This is a genomic window from Pseudomonas sp. RIT411, assembly GCF_003057735.2.
GTDB lineage: Bacteria > Pseudomonadota > Gammaproteobacteria > Pseudomonadales > Pseudomonadaceae > Chryseomonas > Chryseomonas oryzihabitans.
Genome location: NZ_QBIZ02000008.1, coordinates 103590 through 118818 on the forward strand (window position 1 = coordinate 103590; position 15229 = coordinate 118818).

At 67.3% G+C, this 15229-nt stretch carries 15 protein-coding genes; 10 read left to right on the plus strand and 5 right to left on the minus strand.

All coding sequences use genetic code 11. The features are described from left to right. Window positions 1-19 precede the first annotated feature (19 nt). On the minus strand, window positions 20-1669 hold the full coding sequence (locus DBY63_RS13660) for an electron transfer flavoprotein-ubiquinone oxidoreductase (protein WP_042137972.1): 1650 nt from the start codon (window positions 1667-1669) through the stop codon (window positions 20-22). Between the two features lie 292 nt (window positions 1670-1961). On the opposite strand from DBY63_RS13660, the gene DBY63_RS13665 reads away from it, so the two are divergent. The 5 genes from DBY63_RS13665 (at window position 1962) to DBY63_RS13685 (ending at window position 7154) form a co-directional block, all read left to right on the plus strand. Further along, window positions 1962-2714, plus strand: coding sequence for an electron transfer flavoprotein subunit beta/FixA family protein (locus tag DBY63_RS13665; RefSeq protein WP_027599021.1), 753 nt, complete (start codon window positions 1962-1964; stop codon window positions 2712-2714). After that, window positions 2714-3643: an FAD-binding protein gene (locus DBY63_RS13670; protein ID WP_108582307.1), complete on the plus strand. Its 930-nt coding sequence runs from the start codon at window positions 2714-2716 to the stop codon at window positions 3641-3643. Before DBY63_RS13665 ends, DBY63_RS13670 begins: the two co-directional genes overlap by 1 nt. Before the next feature lie 217 nt (window positions 3644-3860). Beyond that, a complete protein-coding gene (locus tag DBY63_RS13675) occupies window positions 3861-5294 on the plus strand; it encodes a PLP-dependent aminotransferase family protein (RefSeq protein ID WP_027601567.1) in 1434 nt (477 codons plus the stop codon). Between the two features lie 106 nt (window positions 5295-5400). Then, window positions 5401-5931, plus strand: coding sequence for a hypothetical protein (locus DBY63_RS13680; RefSeq protein WP_256594392.1), 531 nt, complete (start codon window positions 5401-5403; stop codon window positions 5929-5931). Between the two features lie 113 nt (window positions 5932-6044). Beyond that, window positions 6045-7154, plus strand: coding sequence for a Gfo/Idh/MocA family oxidoreductase (locus tag DBY63_RS13685; protein ID WP_108582309.1), 1110 nt, complete (start codon window positions 6045-6047; stop codon window positions 7152-7154). A gap of 62 nt (window positions 7155-7216) precedes the next feature. Here the strand turns inward: DBY63_RS13685 and DBY63_RS13690 are convergent, their stop codons facing one another. Next, window positions 7217-7384: a DUF2897 family protein gene (locus DBY63_RS13690; protein ID WP_007160578.1), complete on the minus strand. Its 168-nt coding sequence runs from the start codon at window positions 7382-7384 to the stop codon at window positions 7217-7219. 48 nt (window positions 7385-7432) lie between these two features. Next, on the minus strand, window positions 7433-7888 hold the full coding sequence (locus tag DBY63_RS13695) for a multidrug/biocide efflux PACE transporter (RefSeq protein WP_027599016.1): 456 nt from the start codon (window positions 7886-7888) through the stop codon (window positions 7433-7435). 82 nt (window positions 7889-7970) lie between these two features. Between DBY63_RS13695 and DBY63_RS13700 the strand changes: the two genes are divergently transcribed. The 5 genes from DBY63_RS13700 (at window position 7971) to DBY63_RS13720 (ending at window position 13602) form a co-directional block, all read left to right on the plus strand. Then, window positions 7971-8846, plus strand: coding sequence for a LysR family transcriptional regulator (locus DBY63_RS13700; protein WP_027601571.1), 876 nt, complete (start codon window positions 7971-7973; stop codon window positions 8844-8846). Between the two features lie 77 nt (window positions 8847-8923). Next, the gene (gene pyrF / locus DBY63_RS13705; RefSeq protein ID WP_108582310.1) at window positions 8924-9622 is read left to right on the plus strand and encodes an orotidine-5'-phosphate decarboxylase; all 699 of its coding nucleotides are present in this window, start codon (window positions 8924-8926) and stop codon (window positions 9620-9622) included. Window positions 9623-9725: 103 nt separating this feature from the next. Next, a complete protein-coding gene (locus DBY63_RS13710) occupies window positions 9726-10643 on the plus strand; it encodes an AAA family ATPase (RefSeq protein WP_077172343.1) in 918 nt (305 codons plus the stop codon). After that, complete coding sequence (locus DBY63_RS13715; RefSeq protein ID WP_256594393.1) at window positions 10613-11596, plus strand: DUF58 domain-containing protein; 984 nt, start codon at window positions 10613-10615, stop codon at window positions 11594-11596. Before DBY63_RS13710 ends, DBY63_RS13715 begins: the two co-directional genes overlap by 31 nt. After that, window positions 11593-13602, plus strand: coding sequence for a DUF3488 and transglutaminase-like domain-containing protein (locus tag DBY63_RS13720; RefSeq protein ID WP_108582312.1), 2010 nt, complete (start codon window positions 11593-11595; stop codon window positions 13600-13602). The genes DBY63_RS13715 and DBY63_RS13720 overlap by 4 nt, the downstream gene beginning before the upstream one ends. On the opposite strand, the gene DBY63_RS13725 is transcribed toward DBY63_RS13720, so the two are convergent. Beyond that, complete coding sequence (locus tag DBY63_RS13725; RefSeq protein WP_108582313.1) at window positions 13584-13763, minus strand: hypothetical protein; 180 nt, start codon at window positions 13761-13763, stop codon at window positions 13584-13586. The genes DBY63_RS13720 and DBY63_RS13725 overlap by 19 nt on opposite strands. Window positions 13764-13838: 75 nt before the next feature. Further along, window positions 13839-15113 (minus strand): methyl-accepting chemotaxis protein, encoded by a 1275-nt coding sequence (locus DBY63_RS13730; RefSeq protein ID WP_108582314.1) that lies wholly within the window; start codon window positions 15111-15113, stop codon window positions 13839-13841. Window positions 15114-15229 lie beyond the last annotated feature (116 nt).

Genomic DNA, 15229 nt, shown 5'->3' on the forward strand with positions numbered 1-15229 from the left:
TCGGGGCCCTTTTTTACGCTTACATGTTGGGGTAGTTGGGGCCCCCACTGCCTTCCGGCGCCACCCAAGTGATGTTCTGCGCCGGGTCCTTGATGTCGCAGGTCTTGCAGTGGACGCAGTTCTGGGCATTGATCTGGAAGCGCGGCTCGCCGCCATCGCGGACCACCTCGTAGACGCCGGCCGGGCAGTAGCGCTGGGCGGGTTCGTCGTACAGCGGCAGGTTCTGCGCGATGGGAATAGAGGGATCCCTGAGCTTCAGGTGAACCGGCTGGTCTTCCTCGTGGTTGGTGTTGGAGAGGAACACCGAGGACAGCTTGTCGAAGCTCAGCTTGCCATCCGGCTTGGGATAGCTGATGCGCGGCGCCTCGTCGGCCTTCTTCAGGCAGGTGTGGTCCATGCGCCGATCGTGCAGGGTGAAGGGCAGGGCGCCCCCCAGCAGGTTGTGCTCGACGAAGGCGAAGGCCGGGCCGAGCAGCGGACCGAACTTGTGCATGGCCGGGCCGAAGTTGCGGCTGGCATGGAGTTCTTCCTGCAGCCAGCTGCCCTTGAAGCCATCGACGTAGCCCTGGAGTTCGTCACCTTCGCGCCCGGCTGCCAAGGCGGTGACGATGGCGTCGGCGGCGAGCATGCCGGACTTCATGGCGGTATGGCTGCCCTTGATCTTGGCCGGGTTCAAGGTGCCCAGGTCGCAGCCGATCAGGGCGCCACCAGGAAAGACCATCTTCGGCAGGGAATTAAGGCCGCCCTTGACCAGGGCGCGGGCGCCGTAAGAGACGCGCTTGCCGCCTTCCAGGTACTGGGCCACCACCGGGTGGTGCTTGTAGCGCTGGAATTCGTCATAGGGCGAGAGGTGCGGATTGCTGTAAGCCAGATCGACGATCAGCCCGACCACCACCTGATTGTCTTCCAGGTGATAGAGGAAGGAACCCCCCGGGTTCTCCTTGTCCAGCGGCCAGCCGGAGGTGTGGATCACCAGGCCCTGCTCGTGCTTGGCCGGGTCGATCTCCCACAGCTCCTTGATGCCGATGCCGTAGTGCTGCGGATCGGCGCCTTCGCCGAGCTTGAATCTCTGGCCCAGCTGCTTGCCCAGATGGCCACGGCAGCCCTCGGCGAACAGGGTGTACTTGCCGCGCAGTTCCATGCCGGGGGTGTAGACCCCCTCCTTGGGCTGGCCTTCGCGATCCACGCCCAGGTCGCCGGTGATGATGCCGCGCACCACGCCCTGCTCATCGATCAGCGGCTCCTGGGCGGCAAAGCCCGGATAGATCTCCACGCCCAGGGCTTCGGCCTGCTGGCCCAGCCAGCGGCAGAGGTTGCCCAGGGAGATGATGTAGTTGCCCTCGTTGTGCATGGGCTTGGGCACGAAGAAATTCGGTACCTTGGTCGCCTGACGCTCGTCCTTGAGCAGGTAGATGTCGTCGCGCTTGACCGGGGTGTTCAGCGGCGCGCCCAGTTCCTTCCAGTTGGGAAAGAGCTCGTCCAGGGCGCGCGGTTCGAAGACCGCACCGGAGAGAATGTGGGCGCCGACCTCGGAGCCTTTCTCGACCACGCAGACGCTGATCTCCTGGCCTTTCTCGGCCGCCTGCTGCTTGAGACGACAGGCCGCGGACAGGCCCGCGGGGCCGGCCCCGACGATCACCACGTCGAATTCCATGTATTCGCGTTCCACGGCTCACTCTCCTCAGGCAAAGCTCACGATCTGGTTATTTATGTAGGGGTGCAACAAAAGACTTCATTATATCCCGCGTGCTCCCTGGCACCCATTCAAACGTTTGTTTAAATTTTCTGCAAGCCTGTTAGACTCGGGAGTTACTGGCCCCTGACGGACTGTCGCGTTGACCCCTGCTGCCGTGGAGGTCAACATAAGAAGAATTTGCAACAAGGTTGGAGCGGCAGGGGTCGTGTCCAACGCAAGGCCGCCTTGGCGTCCTGTTTATTCACCAGAATAAATCGAGGGATTCATGAAGGTTCTCGTAGCTGTCAAACGCGTGGTGGACTACAACGTCAAGGTCCGCGTCAAGGCCGACCAGACCGGTGTCGACCTGGCCAACGTCAAGATGTCCATGAACCCCTTCTGCGAGATCGCCGTGGAAGAAGCGGTGCGCCTGAAGGAAAAGGGTATCGCCAGCGAGATCGTGGTCGTGACCGCGGGTCCCGCCCAGGCGCAGGAGCAACTGCGTACCGCCCTGGCACTGGGCGCCGATCGCGCCGTGCTGATCGACACCGGCACTGCCGAGCTGTCGTCGCTGACCACCGCCAAGCTGCTCAAGGCCGTGGTGGACAAGGAACAGCCCCAGCTGGTGATCCTGGGCAAGCAGGCCATCGACAGCGACAACAACCAGACCGGCCAGATGCTGGCGGCCCTGACCGGCTTCGCCCAGGGCACCTTCGCCTCCAAGGTGGAGCAGGCCGGTGACGGCCTCAACGTGACCCGCGAGATCGATGGCGGTCTGCAGACCGTGGCGCTCAAGCTGCCGGCGGTGGTGACCACCGACCTGCGTCTCAACGAGCCGCGCTACGCCTCGCTGCCCAACATCATGAAGGCCAAGAAGAAGCCGCTGGAAACCCTGACCCCGGACGCCCTCGGCGTGGCGGTGAAGGCCTCCTACGAGGTGGTCAAGGTGGAAGCCCCGGCCGGTCGTCAGGCGGGCATCAAGGTCAAGTCCGTGGCCGAACTGGTCGAAAAACTCAAGAACGAAGCGAAGGTGATCTGATGGCCATTCTCGTCATTGCCGACCACGACAACGCCAACCTCTTCGGCGCTACCCTGAACACCGTTGCCGCGGCCCAGGCCATCGGTGGCGATATCCATGTGCTGGTCGCCGGCCAGAATGCCCAGCCGGTCGCCGACGCCGCCGCCAAGGTCGCCGGTGTCAGCAAGGTACTCCTGGCCGACAACGCCGCCTACGCTCACCAGCTGCCGGAAAACGTCGCGCCGCTGGTGGTCGAGCTGGCCGCCAACTACAGCCACGTCTTGGCCGCTGCCAGCACCAATGGCAAGAACTTCCTGCCGCGCGTCGCCGCACTGCTCGACGTCGACCAGATCTCCGAGATCATCGCCGTCGAATCCGCCGACACCTTCAAGCGGCCGATCTATGCCGGCAACGCCATCGCCACCGTGCGCTCCACGGCGCCGATCAAGGTGATCACCGTGCGCGCCACCGGTTTCGATCCGGTCGCCGCCGAGGGCGGTTCCGCCGCCATCGAAGCCGTGAGCCTGGTAAAGGACGCCGGCATCTCCAGCTTCGTCGGCGAAGAGCTGGCCAAGTCCGACCGTCCGGAGCTGGGCGCCGCCAAGGTGGTGGTCTCCGGTGGTCGCGGTCTGCAGAACGGTGACAACTTCAAGATCCTCTACGCCCTGGCGGACAAGCTGGGCGCCGCCGTGGGTGCCTCGCGCGCCGCGGTCGACGCCGGCTTCGTGCCCAACGACATGCAGGTCGGCCAGACCGGCAAGATCGTCGCGCCGCAGCTGTACATCGCCGTGGGCATCTCCGGTGCCATCCAGCACCTGGCGGGCATGAAGGACTCCAAGGTGATCGTCGCCATCAACAAGGACGAGGAGGCGCCGATCTTCCAGGTGGCCGACTACGGCCTGGTGGGTGACCTGTTCGAATTGATCCCCGAGCTGGAAAAGGCCATCTGAGGCCCACCCCCGTGCAAGAGCCCGCCCCTTGGCGGGCTTTTTCATGGGCGCGGCAAGCCCTCTGGCAGAGCCCCTGGCGTCAAGGCGGGGTGCGCCGGTTCCTTGTCGTTTTTGGACATTGCCGCCCCGGGAAGGGAAGGGTTAAGGTCAGGCCTAGCTGTACCGGTATACCTTCAGGGTAGCCTGCTACTGTTCCGCTTTCGTCCAGGAAGACGCCATGACCAATCTGTTGCTCTATCAGCGCATCGCCCAGCAACTGGCGAACGACATCCGCACGGGGGTCTACAAGCCCGGCGAACGGGTGCCTTCGGTGCGCAAGCTGAGTCAGCAGCTGGGCGTCAGTCATGCCAGCGTCCTGCAGGCCTATGCCACCCTGGAAGACCAGGGGCTGATCCGCGCCCGGCCGCAGTCGGGCTTCTATGTGCACCAGACCCCGGCGCTGACCGCGCCGACGCCGGACATCGCCACGGTGGAGCGGCCCAGTCTGGTGACCCGTGCCGGCATCATCAACCAGGTGCTGGCGGAATCACGGCGGGAAGGCGTGGTCCCCCTGGGCATGGCGGTACCCCAGCCCGACTATCTGCCGCTGCGGGCCCTGCACCAGCAGCTGTCCAAGGTCACCCGTTTCCAGGCCCGCGCGGCCTTTTCCTACCTGCACAGTCCGGGCTACGAGCCCCTGCGCCGCCAGGTCGCCATTCGCCTGCGCGATGCGGGGGTGGTGGTGGGGCCGGAAGAGGTGGTGATCACCCATGGCTGCGTGGATGCGCTGCAGATGTCGCTGCGGGTGCTGACCAAGCCGGGCGACCTGATCGCCACCGAATCGCCGTCCTACTACGGGCTGCTGCAACTGGCCGAGGTGCTGGGCCTCAAGGTGATCGAGATCCCCTGCGATCCGGATACCGGGCTCAGCGTGGAAGCACTGCAGCTGGCCGCGAGCCAGTGGCCGGTCAAGGCCCTGGTAGTGGCCGCCCGCCTGAGCAATCCCCTGGGCGGCAGCATGCCGGAGGCGCGGCAGAAGCAGCTGCTCAGGCTGGCCGCCGAGCGCAACATCGCCATCGTCGAGGACGACATCTATGGCGAGCTGACCTACGACAGTGGTTCCAAGGCGCTCAAGGCCCTCGACAAGCAGGGGCGGGTGATCTACTGCTCGAGCTTTTCCAAGACCATCTCGCCGGGCGTCCGCATCGGCTGGGTGGTGGCCGGGCCCTACCAGGAAGACATCTGCCGCCTGCAGACCTTCACCACCCATTCCGCCTGCAGCGTGACCCAGATGGGCGTCTCGGCCTATCTGGAGAACGGCGGTTACGACCGCCACCTGCGCGCCATCCGCCAGGAATACCGGCGCAACATGACCGCCTTCCAGCTGGCGATCCAGGAGCATTTCCCCGAGGGTACCCAGATGAGCCGGCCCAATGGCGGCTTCATCCTCTGGGTCAGTTTGCCGGTGCGGGTGGATACCCGGTTGCTGCACCAGCGTGCCCTGGATCAGGGGGTGAGCATCGCGCCCGGCATGATCTTCAGCAACACCGACCAGTTCAATCACTGCATCCGCCTCAATTGCGGTCTGCCCTGGGGACGCGATGCCCAGCGGGCGCTGATGACCCTGGGCCTGCTCGCCCGTCAGCTCTGCCAGGAAACCCTGGCCGCCTAGCGGCAGGCCTGGAACCCGCCGTGGGGCGGCGGAGTCGGTTGTAGAGACTGACCCTGTCGCACCTGGTGCTCCACTCCGGGCGCGATGCCCTGAGTGTGGTGAGCCCATGCGTGGATACCTGGCAACGACGGCGCTGGCCGTGACCCTGCTGTTGGCGGGCTGCGATAACGAGTCACCGCCCGCCACGGCCAAGACGCCTCCCGCACCAGCGCCAGTGCCAGAGGCACCGAAGCCGCCGGTGGCCGCCGAGCCCCAGGGCAGCGCCGCCGATCTGCGCGCCTTCCGCCTGGATCCACTGCCCGGCAAGGCCTTCGTGTTGCCGGCCCCGCCCCCGAAAAAGCAGGACCTGGCGAAGAACAGCCAGGTCAAGAAGCCCGCCGTGCCCAAGCCGGCACCGGCTGCAGCCCATCCCCTCGATCTCAGCGTACCCGGAGAGGCGGCCACGCCCCAGGCGGTGAGCACGCGTCACCTGGGCGCAGGCAAGGCCGACAGCAGCGTCGCCGAGGCGGGTCTGCTGCCGCAGCTGTTTCGCAAGGCGGACGATCCCGGGCGTTTCGAATTGGGCGGGCGGGTGATCAGCCGGGATCGCAGCGAAGATTTCGAAGGCGCGGAAGTCGAGTTGCGCTTTCGCCGCTAGCCTGACGCGGGCGCCGTGCCGTCGTCGAACGGCTGTCCGGAACTTCCTGGCCGCAACGCTTGCCGACAGTTCAGGTGGCGGACACGTCGTCTGCCTGGATTCGGGAGCGTTCCATGCCCAGCGCAACAGGCAAGATTCGTTATGCAGTGGTAGCAGGTGGCTGGATTTCCCAGGGCGCCTTCATGCCCGGGGTCGGCCAGACCAGCAATTCCGAGATGACCGCCCTGGTCACCGGCGATCCCGTCAAGGCGCGGGATCTGGCCGCCAAGTACGGCCTCAAGAGCTACAGCTACGAAGAATTTCCCAGCTTGCTCACGTCGGGCGAGATCGATGCCATCTACCTGGCCACGCCGAACTTCCGCCATCTGGAATTCGCGGTGCCGGCGCTGGAGGCTGGCATCCATGTCCTGCTAGAAAAGCCCATGGCCATCAGCGAGGAAGAATGCCAGGCGATCAACGCCGCGGCCGCGCGCTCCGGCGCCAAGTTGATGATCGCCTATCGACTGCACTGCGAGCCGGGCACGGTGGAGATGATCGAGCGGGTACGCAATGGCGAGATCGGCGATCCGCGCCTGTTCACCTCGACCTTCACCCAGCCGGTCGACACGGCCAACCACCGCGCCCAGAGCGGCTTCTGGGCCGGTCCCGTCACCGACATGGGGCCCTATCCGCTCAATGCCGTGCGGGCGCTCTTCGCTGACGAGCCCATCGAAGTCAGTGCCGTGGGGGTCCAGACGCCTGGGCGTGACGTCACGACCTGGGATGCCGTGACCGTGACCCTGCGCTTTCCTGAAGAACGGCTGGCGAGCTTTACCGTCAGTTTCAGCGGCCCTAATACCGAGCGTTTCCAGCTGATCGGCCGCAAGGGCGAGATCGAAGCCTCGCCGTGCTTTGGCTTCGGTGAAGGCGTCGCCATCGGCTATCGCCTGACCGTGGACGGAGAGACCGAGGAATTCAAGGCGCCGGTGGTGGATCACTTCGGCGGCGAGACGGCCTATTTCTCCGATTGCATCCTGCAGGATCGGCAGCCGGAAATGGACGGGGAGGAGGGCTGGCGCGACGTGCGTGTGCTGGCGGCCATCGAGCGCGCCCTGGAAAGCGGTCAGCCGCAATCCCTGGAACCGCTACCCAAGCGTGAGGGACCGACCCGTGAGCAGGTGCGCAGCCTGCCACTGGCGGAGGTGCCGGAGTACGTCAATACCAAGGCACCGCTGGAGTCCTGATGCTACAGAGCCCTGCCACCCAGAGGGTGACAGGGCTCTGCCTGGACGCCCGGGGCGCGCGATCAGCGGTCCTGGGCCTCCTTGGCATCCATCTCGGCATTGCGCTGCCGGATCTTGGTTTTCTGTTCGTCGGTCAAGGGCACCTTGCGCGCCGTGTCCTTGAGCATGAGCAGGCTGCCGACCACCGAGCCGATGGCAACCAGCAGGATCAACCAGGCATACCAGGGCATCTGTCTTCTCCTTGAGTGGCTATATCGCTTCGACCACGGACAAGGCTATCAGTGCGCCCGGCAGGTCGCATTCGTGCGCCTGAGCCAGGCGGCGTAACCCAGGTCGTAGAGCCAGTTGAAGGCCAGGGTGTAGGGCAGGAAGAACAGGATCAGTCCCAGGTCCAGCAGCAGCGCCTGCCACAGGCTGATGGACAGCCACCAGGCGGCCAGCGGCACCAGCACCAGGATCAGTCCGCCTTCGAAGCCGAGGGCGTGCAGCAGGCGGACACCCAGGCCACGGGTGAAGCCCAGGCGCTGTTGCAGCCGATCGAAACCCAGGTTGAACACCAGATTCCAGAGCATGGCGATGGCCGAAAAAGCGGCGGTGAGCAGGCCCATGTGCCCCAGGGAGCGATCCAGCAGCCAGGCCAGGGTCGGAGTGGCGAGCAGCACGGCGATCCCCTCGAACAGCAGGGCATGCAGGATGCGGGCACTGGCGGGACGCTGGGTGAGGGGGCCGGACATGAGGTGACTCCACGATGGACAGGGCTTCAGTCTCATCGGTTAAGCTGGGGTGATCAAAGTGGATTCCATAGGGTAAGCCGATATGTATCCCAATGCCGAAGCCCTCGAGGCCTTCGTCGAGGCGGCCGCGGCCGGCTCCTTCAGCGCCGCGGCACGGGTGCTGGGCAAGCGGCAGTCCAGTATCAGCGAGAGCATCGCCCGGCTGGAGGACGACCTGGGGGTGTCGCTGTTCGATCGCCAGGGCCGCTACCCGCTGCTGACGGCGGCCGGCGAGCAACTGCTCGACCAGGCCCGCGCCGTGCTCTCGGCCCACGACCGCCTGGCCAATCGCGCCACCCAGCTGGCGGCCGGGGTGGAGCCGCGCCTGACCCTGGTGATCTCCGATACCTATCAGCCCACCCGTTACGAGGCGCTGCTGACGGAGCTGGACCAGCGCTATCCGGATCTCGAATTCGAATGCCTGATCGCCGAGGACGCCGATGTTCTCAGCCTGGTGCAGGGACGCGCGGATCTGGGCCTGCTGGCCGGTCAGCCGCCCTATCCGGCGGACATCGAGGCGGCCACCCTGGATGGTCTGGTCACCTTCGGTCTCTATGTCGCCGTCGATCATCCGCTGGCAGCGCTGGAGCGGGTCACACCGGCCGACCTGGCGCCCTATCGGCTGCTGCGCCTGAGCACCGTGACCGAAGCCTCTCCCCAGGTCAGCCGCCTGCCGGACACCCGCGGCCGCTGCTGGTCGGCGCCCGACTACCTGCTGCTGCTGGACATGGCGGTGCAGGGCTTCGGCTGGGCCGAACTGCCGCTGTGGCTGGTGACGACCTTTGGCCAGGGGCGGCTGGTGGAGCTGGCCGTACCGGGCTGGCCGCAACGGGTGGCGGTGGACGTGGTCTGGTCACGGCGACGGCCGCTGGGTCCGGCTGGCAACTGGCTGCGCGAACGCCTGCTCAGGCCGAGCTGACGGACGAGAACGGCCAAGTGCCGGCGCGGCGCTTTTCTGCGAAAATGCCGGCCTTTGCCGTTTTGCCGAGAGCTCCCATGTCCGCCTGCCAGTCTCCCATCATCGTCGCCCTGGATTTCCCTTCGTCGTCCGCCGCTCTGGCGCTGGCCGACCGCCTCGACCCCGCCACCTGCCGGGTCAAGGTCGGCAAGGAGCTGTTCACCGCCAGCGCCGCCGGGGTGGTGGAGGCTCTGCGCACGCGCGGCTTCGAAGTCTTCCTCGACCTGAAATTCCACGACATCCCCAACACCACCGCCATGGCGGTCAAGGCCGCGGCGGAGATGGGCGTCTGGATGGTCAATGTCCACTGCTCGGGCGGCCTGCGCATGATGAGCGCCTGTCGCGAGACCCTGGAGGCCTTCCAGGGTCCCAAGCCGCTGCTGATCGGTGTCACCGTGCTGACCAGCATGGAGCGCGAGGACCTGGCGGACATCGGCCTGGACGTGGATCCCCAGGAGCAGGTACTGCGCCTGGCCGGTCTGGCCGCTCGCGCCGGGCTGGACGGCCTGGTCTGCTCGGCCCAGGAGGCCTCCGCGCTCAAGGCCGCGCAACCGGCGCTGCAACTGGTCACCCCCGGCATCCGGCCGGCCGGCAGCGCCCTGGATGACCAGCGCCGCATCCTCACCCCGCGCGAGGCCCTGGACGCCGGCTCCGACTACCTGGTGATCGGCCGGCCCATCGCCCGCGCCGCCGATCCGGCCCGCGCCGTGGAAGAGATCCTCGCCACCCTGAAATAAGCGGTAAAGCTCCAGGGCGGCGGTCGCCGGCAAAAGGTGCTGCTATTCTCGTCTTGCAGGCCGACGCCTTCTCATGTCGGCGCAAGGCGAGAGACCTCAGGGCATGCACGATAGGTTGAACGCCTGTCTCAAGGCGGTAGACGGCGTTTTGTTGGGCAAGGAAACCCAGGTCAGGCTGGCGCTGGCCTGCCTGCTGGCGCGGGGGCACCTGCTGATCGAAGACCTGCCCGGCATGGGCAAGACCACCCTCAGCCATGCCCTGGCCAAGGTGCTGGGACTGTCCTTCCAGCGCATCCAGTTCACCTCCGACCTCCTGCCCGGCGATATCCTCGGCACCTCGGTGTTCGATCGCGACAGCGGCCAGTTCGTCTTCCATCCCGGGCCGGTGTTCGCCGAGTTGCTGCTGGCCGACGAGATCAATCGCGCCACGCCCAAGAGCCAGAGCGCGCTGCTCGAGGCCATGGAGGAGGGGCAGGTGACCATCGAGGGTGCCACCCGGCCCTTGCCCGATCCCTTCTTTGTCATCGCCACCCAGAATCCCATCTCCCAGGGCGGCACCTTCGCCCTGCCGGAATCCCAGCTCGACCGCTTCCTGATGCGCCTGTCGCTCGGCTATCCCGGACGCGCCGCCGAGCGGGCGCTGTTGCTCGGCGGTTCCGGACGCGAGCAGCTGCCGCACCTGGAGCCCCTGCTGGATCATGCCCAGTTGCGGCTGATCCAGGCCGAGGTGCCGCGCATCCATGCCAGCGAGGCGGTGGTGGACTACGTGCTGCGCCTGGTGGAGGCCACCCGCACCCAGACGTCCTTCGCCCTCGGCCTGTCGCCGCGTGGCAGCTTGGCGCTGCTGGCCGCGGCGCGCGCCTGGGCGCTGCTGGCGGGGCGCGACCATGTGCTGCCCGAGGATGTCCAGACGGTGCTGCCGGCGGTGGCGGGGCATCGCCTGCGCGACATCGCCGATCCCGCCGGGCATGGCGGCGGCGCCCTGGTGCAATGGCTGCTGCGCGAAGTCCCGGCGCTGTGACCGGCGGCGCCTGGCAGCGCTATCGAGACGGCTGGCTGGCGCGGCGGATTCCCCCGGCCAATCGCATCACCCTCGATCAGCGACGCATCTTCATCCTGCCCACCCGCCAGGGGGGCGCCTTCGCCATCGCCCTGCTGCTGATGCTGCTGGCCGGCATCAACTACCAGAACAGCCTGGCCTATGGCCTGACCTTCCTGCTGTTTTCCCTGGCGCTGGTGGCCATGCTGCACACCTATCGCAACCTGGCCGGTCTGCAACTGGTCGGCGGCGGCGCCAGTCCGGTGTTCGCCGGCGAGGCCGCCGGCTTTCGCCTGCGCCTGGAGAGCGAGCGCCGCGCGCACCAGGGCATCGCCCTGGGCTGGCGTAACGAGCCGCTGCTGCTCAGCGACGTGCCGGCGGGGGAGAGCGTCGCCCTGCAGATATTCCACCCGGCGCCGAGTCGCGGGTGGCTCAGACCCGGGCGGCTGCGGGTGGAGAGCCGTTTTCCCCTCGGCCTGTTCGTCGCTTGGAGCTGGCTGGACCTGGACGTGCGCGCCCTGGTCTATCCGCAGCCACTGGCGACCACGACGCCGCTGCGCAGCGGCCAGGATGCCGGCAACGAGGAAGGCCAGCGCCAGACGGGGCAGGGCGCCGACGACTTTCAGGGGTTGCGGTCCTATCAGCCCGGCGATTCGCGCCGGCGGCTGGACTGGAAGGCCTTTTCCCGCGGGCAGGGCCTGCTGGTCAAGGACTTCACCGCTCTGGCCGGCAGCGAACTCTGGCTGGATTTCAGCGTGCTCGATGGCGACACCGAGACGCGGCTGTCCTGGCTGTGCCAGGCGGTGCTGGATTGCAGTGCTCGCCAGCTGCGCTTCGGCCTCAGGGTGCCCGGGGTGGAGCTGGCGCCGGCCAGCGGCGAGAGCCAGCGTGACGCGGCGCTGCAGGCCCTGGCCCTGTTCGGGCGGCCATCATGAGCACCGCCGTGCCGCAAGCCATTCCGCGCATCGCCCTGATCTGGCTGCTGGTGGCCCAGGCGCTGGTGATCCTGCCGCACCTCACCCATCTGCCACCCTGGGTCGGCCTGCTCTGGGCCTTTTGCGCCGGCTGGCGGGTGCTGCTGTTTCGCATGCGGGTGCGGGCGCCGTCGCGGATAGAGAAGGGCGGGCTGCTGCTGCTGACCATGGGCGGCATCTGGCTGTCGCGTGGCTCCTTCATCGGCCTGGATGCCGGCGCCGTGCTGCTGCTGGTGACCTTTGCCCTCAAGCTGATCGAGATGCACAGCCGCCGCGATGCCCTGGTGGTGATCTACCTGGGGTTCTTCGCGGTGGTGATCGCCTACCTGTTCGAGGATGGCCTGCTCGCTGCGCTCTACAGCCTGCTGCCGGTGACCGCCCTGGTGGCGGCGCTGATCGGCCTGCAGCAGAGTGCCCTGGCCAGTCGGCCGCTGGCGACGCTGAAAGTCGCCGGCACCCTGCTGCTGCAGGCGGTGCCGCTGATGCTGCTGCTGTTCCTGGTGTTTCCCCGTATCGGCCCGCTGTGGTCGTTGCCACAACCGGGCGACCAGGCGCGCACCGGACTGGGCGACAGCATGGCGCCGGGGGAGATCGCCCAGCTCTCGCAATCCGCCGAGCGGGTGTTTCGCGTCAGTTTCGCCGGCGACCGGCCGGCGCAGCGTGATCTCTACTGGCGGGCCACCACCTACGAGCGCTTCGACGGCGCGCGCTGGTCGGTGGATCCCGACACCGCCTGGAGTCCGGAACCGGCCTGGACGCCGAGCGGCCCCCGACTGGACTACCAGGTGGTCATGGAGCCGAGCGGTCGGCCCTGGCTCTACGGCCTGGACGTGGCGCGCAGCGATCAGCGCGACGTGCGCCTGGCCAGCGACTTCCATCTGCAGCGCCGCCGCCCGGTGGATCAGGCGCTGCTCTATCGGGTATCCAGCTGGCCGCAGGCCACTCGCGAGCCGGAGCGGCTGTCCGCCTCCAGCCAGAGGCGCGCGCTGCAGCTGCCCAGTGGCGGCGAGCCGCGCACCCGTGCCTGGGTAGCCGGGCTCAAGACTCGCGCGCCAACGCCCGAGGCCCTGGCCCAGGCGATCCTGGCCTATTTCCGCCAGCAACCCTTCGTCTACACCCTGCAACCGCCCACGGCAGGCGTCGATGCCATCGACGCCTTTCTCTTCGACAACCATCGCGGCTTCTGCGCCCACTATGCCGGCGCCATGACCTTTGCCCTGCGGGTGGCGGGCATTCCGGCGCGGGTGGTGGCGGGCTACCAGGGCGGTGAATTCAATGCCGCGGGCGGCTATCTGCTGGTGCAGCAATTCGATGCCCATGCCTGGGTGGAATACTGGCTGCCGGGGCGCGGCTGGGTCAGCGTCGACCCTACCGCCCAGGTGGCGCCCGAGCGTATCGAGCGGGGTCTGCAGGAGGCCCTGGCGGCCCAGGGCGCGGCCAACGAATTCCTCGCCGACAATCCCTTCGCCGCCAATCGCTATCGCAACCTGGCCTGGCTCAATGACCTGCGTCTGGGCTGGGACCGCCTCAACTACGGCTGGCAGCGCTGGGTGCTCAACTACCAGGAGGATACCCAGGGCGAACTCTTCAAGCGGCTGCTCGGCGAGGGTTCGCTGCAACGCCTGGGGCTGCTGCTGGCGCTGGTGGTGTTGGGCGTGCTCGGGGTGATGGCCCTGCTGGTGCTCAAGCCCTGGCAGCGGACGCGGGATCCCCTGTTGACGCGTTTCGACCAGTTCGAGCGGCTGCTGGCGCGGCAAGGCGTCAGGCGTCGAAGCGGCGAGGCGGCGGGCAGCTTCGCCGGACGCGCCATGGCCGAGCTGCCGGCGGCGCGCGCAGCGATCTCGGCCTTTTCCCAGGAATTCCAGGCGCAGCGCTATGCCGGTCGGCCGCAGGATCCTGCGGCTCTGACCAGGGCGCTGAAGCTATTGAAACGTCAGCTGCGTGGCCGTCAGGCGCGCAGCGACTGAGGCACGGGGAGGGCGTCAGGCTCTTGCAGGGCGAAGGCCACCAGGCAGACGACGGCCGCCAGGATCAGCGGTTGTGGATGGGGGTTGCCGAGCGCCTGGGCGATGCAGCCCAGGCCCAGCAACAACAGCACGGCGGAAGTGAAGGTGGTGACCGAGCGCATGACGGTTCTCCGAAAAACGTGCGGGCATCTTGCCGCCTGTCGGGCAACCGCGCGAATGCGCTCTCGCTATGGAGGCTATAGGCGCAACTGGCGAATCGCCTGATTCAGGGTTCCTGCGAGGGCGGCCAGTTCAGTGCTGGTGCTGGCCGACTCCTGCGTCAGCAGCATGGTCCTTTCCGTGACATCGCGGATGCCTACAACCGACCTGCTCATCTCCTCTGCCACCTGGGCCTGCTGTTCGGCGGCCACGGCGATCTGGGTGTTGCTGTCGCGCATCAGGGTCACGGCGGCGGTGATGTCGGCCAGGGCCTGCCCGGCAGCGCCGGCCTGGACCACGCAGTCATCGGCCTTGAGCGAACTCTCGCGCATGAATTCCACGGCATCGCGGGTGCCGGCCTGGAGGCCGTCGACCATGCGGGTGATCTCATCGGTGGAACCCTGCACCCGCTTGGCCAGGTTGCGCACCTCGTCGGCCACCACGGCGAAGCCGCGGCCAGCCTCACCGGCGCGGGCCGCCTCGATGGCAGCGTTGAGCGCCAGCAGGTTGGTCTGTTCGGCGATGCCATGGATGACGTTGACCACGCTGGTGATGCGCTCGCTGTTTTCGGCCAGCTCCTGGATCATCACCGCGGTCTGCTGCACGCCCTGGGAGAGGTCGGCGATGGAATGGCTGACGCGCTCCACTGCCTGCTGGCCGGCGCCGGCCAGGCGGTCGGCTTCCTGGGACTGGTCACGGGTACCGGCGGCGTGCTCGGCGATCTGCTGCACGGTGGCGCTCATCTCGTTGATGGCGGTGGCCGCTTGGTCGGTTTCGTGCTGCTGATCCTGCATGCCGCCCCGCACGCCCTGCATGCCGCTGGCCAGGCGTCCGGCGCCTTCGTCCAGGCGGGCGGCGCTGGCGGCCACGGTACCGACGACGCGGGTGTAGCTGTCCTGCATGGCGTTGAAGGCCTGGGTCATCTGCCCGACCTCGTCGCGCCCGCGCACCTCGACCCGGGCGGTGAGGTCGCCGTCGCGCTCCACCCGCAGCATGGTGTCCTTGAGGCGTTGCAGATTGCCGAGGATGAAGCGGATCAGCAGCTGCGAGGCCACCAGCAGCACCAGCATCAGTACGCCCACGGCCAGGGCGTATTCCGGCGCCCGGGCCACGAAGATGTCGGTAAAGGTCGGGGCGCTCAGGCTGGTAGCCGCCTCACCCACGACGGCCTTGACCGCCTTGAGCTGCTCGGCGCGGCCGGAGACCTCCAATTGCATGGCGAACAGCACCAGCAGGAGGCTGGTGACGAAGGCAACGGCGTTGACCGCCCAGAATTTGTACTTGAGGGAAATATCGCGCAGCCAGGCAAACATAGGGGGCATCCAGTCGGCGGGGCCGCACAGCCTGGCAGGCCGGCGCGACCCGGATCTTGACTGGCGTCAACGCCCTGCGAGAAGACGTCTGACGCCGTGGAATAAGCCCAAAGGTT

Excerpts from the sequence above, each read along its gene's own strand:
- DBY63_RS13665 (WP_027599021.1), top strand. The coding sequence starts at position 1,962 with ATGAAGGTTCTCGTAGCTGTCAAACGCGTGGTGGACTACAACGTCAAG.
- DBY63_RS13670 (WP_108582307.1), top strand. The coding sequence starts at position 2,714 with ATGGCCATTCTCGTCATTGCCGACCACGACAACGCCAACCTCTTCGGC.
- DBY63_RS13675 (WP_027601567.1), top strand. The coding sequence starts at position 3,861 with ATGACCAATCTGTTGCTCTATCAGCGCATCGCCCAGCAACTGGCGAAC.
- DBY63_RS13680 (WP_256594392.1), top strand. The coding sequence starts at position 5,401 with ATGCGTGGATACCTGGCAACGACGGCGCTGGCCGTGACCCTGCTGTTG.
- DBY63_RS13685 (WP_108582309.1), top strand. The coding sequence starts at position 6,045 with ATGCCCAGCGCAACAGGCAAGATTCGTTATGCAGTGGTAGCAGGTGGC.
- DBY63_RS13690 (WP_007160578.1), bottom strand. The coding sequence starts at position 7,384 with ATGCCCTGGTATGCCTGGTTGATCCTGCTGGTTGCCATCGGCTCGGTG.
- DBY63_RS13695 (WP_027599016.1), bottom strand. The coding sequence starts at position 7,888 with ATGTCCGGCCCCCTCACCCAGCGTCCCGCCAGTGCCCGCATCCTGCAT.
- DBY63_RS13700 (WP_027601571.1), top strand. The coding sequence starts at position 7,971 with ATGTATCCCAATGCCGAAGCCCTCGAGGCCTTCGTCGAGGCGGCCGCG.
- pyrF (WP_108582310.1), top strand. The coding sequence starts at position 8,924 with ATGTCCGCCTGCCAGTCTCCCATCATCGTCGCCCTGGATTTCCCTTCG.
- DBY63_RS13710 (WP_077172343.1), top strand. The coding sequence starts at position 9,726 with ATGCACGATAGGTTGAACGCCTGTCTCAAGGCGGTAGACGGCGTTTTG.
- DBY63_RS13715 (WP_256594393.1), top strand. The coding sequence starts at position 10,613 with ATGGCTGCTGCGCGAAGTCCCGGCGCTGTGACCGGCGGCGCCTGGCAG.
- DBY63_RS13720 (WP_108582312.1), top strand. The coding sequence starts at position 11,593 with ATGAGCACCGCCGTGCCGCAAGCCATTCCGCGCATCGCCCTGATCTGG.
- DBY63_RS13725 (WP_108582313.1), bottom strand. The coding sequence starts at position 13,763 with ATGCGCTCGGTCACCACCTTCACTTCCGCCGTGCTGTTGTTGCTGGGC.
- DBY63_RS13730 (WP_108582314.1), bottom strand. The coding sequence starts at position 15,113 with ATGTTTGCCTGGCTGCGCGATATTTCCCTCAAGTACAAATTCTGGGCG.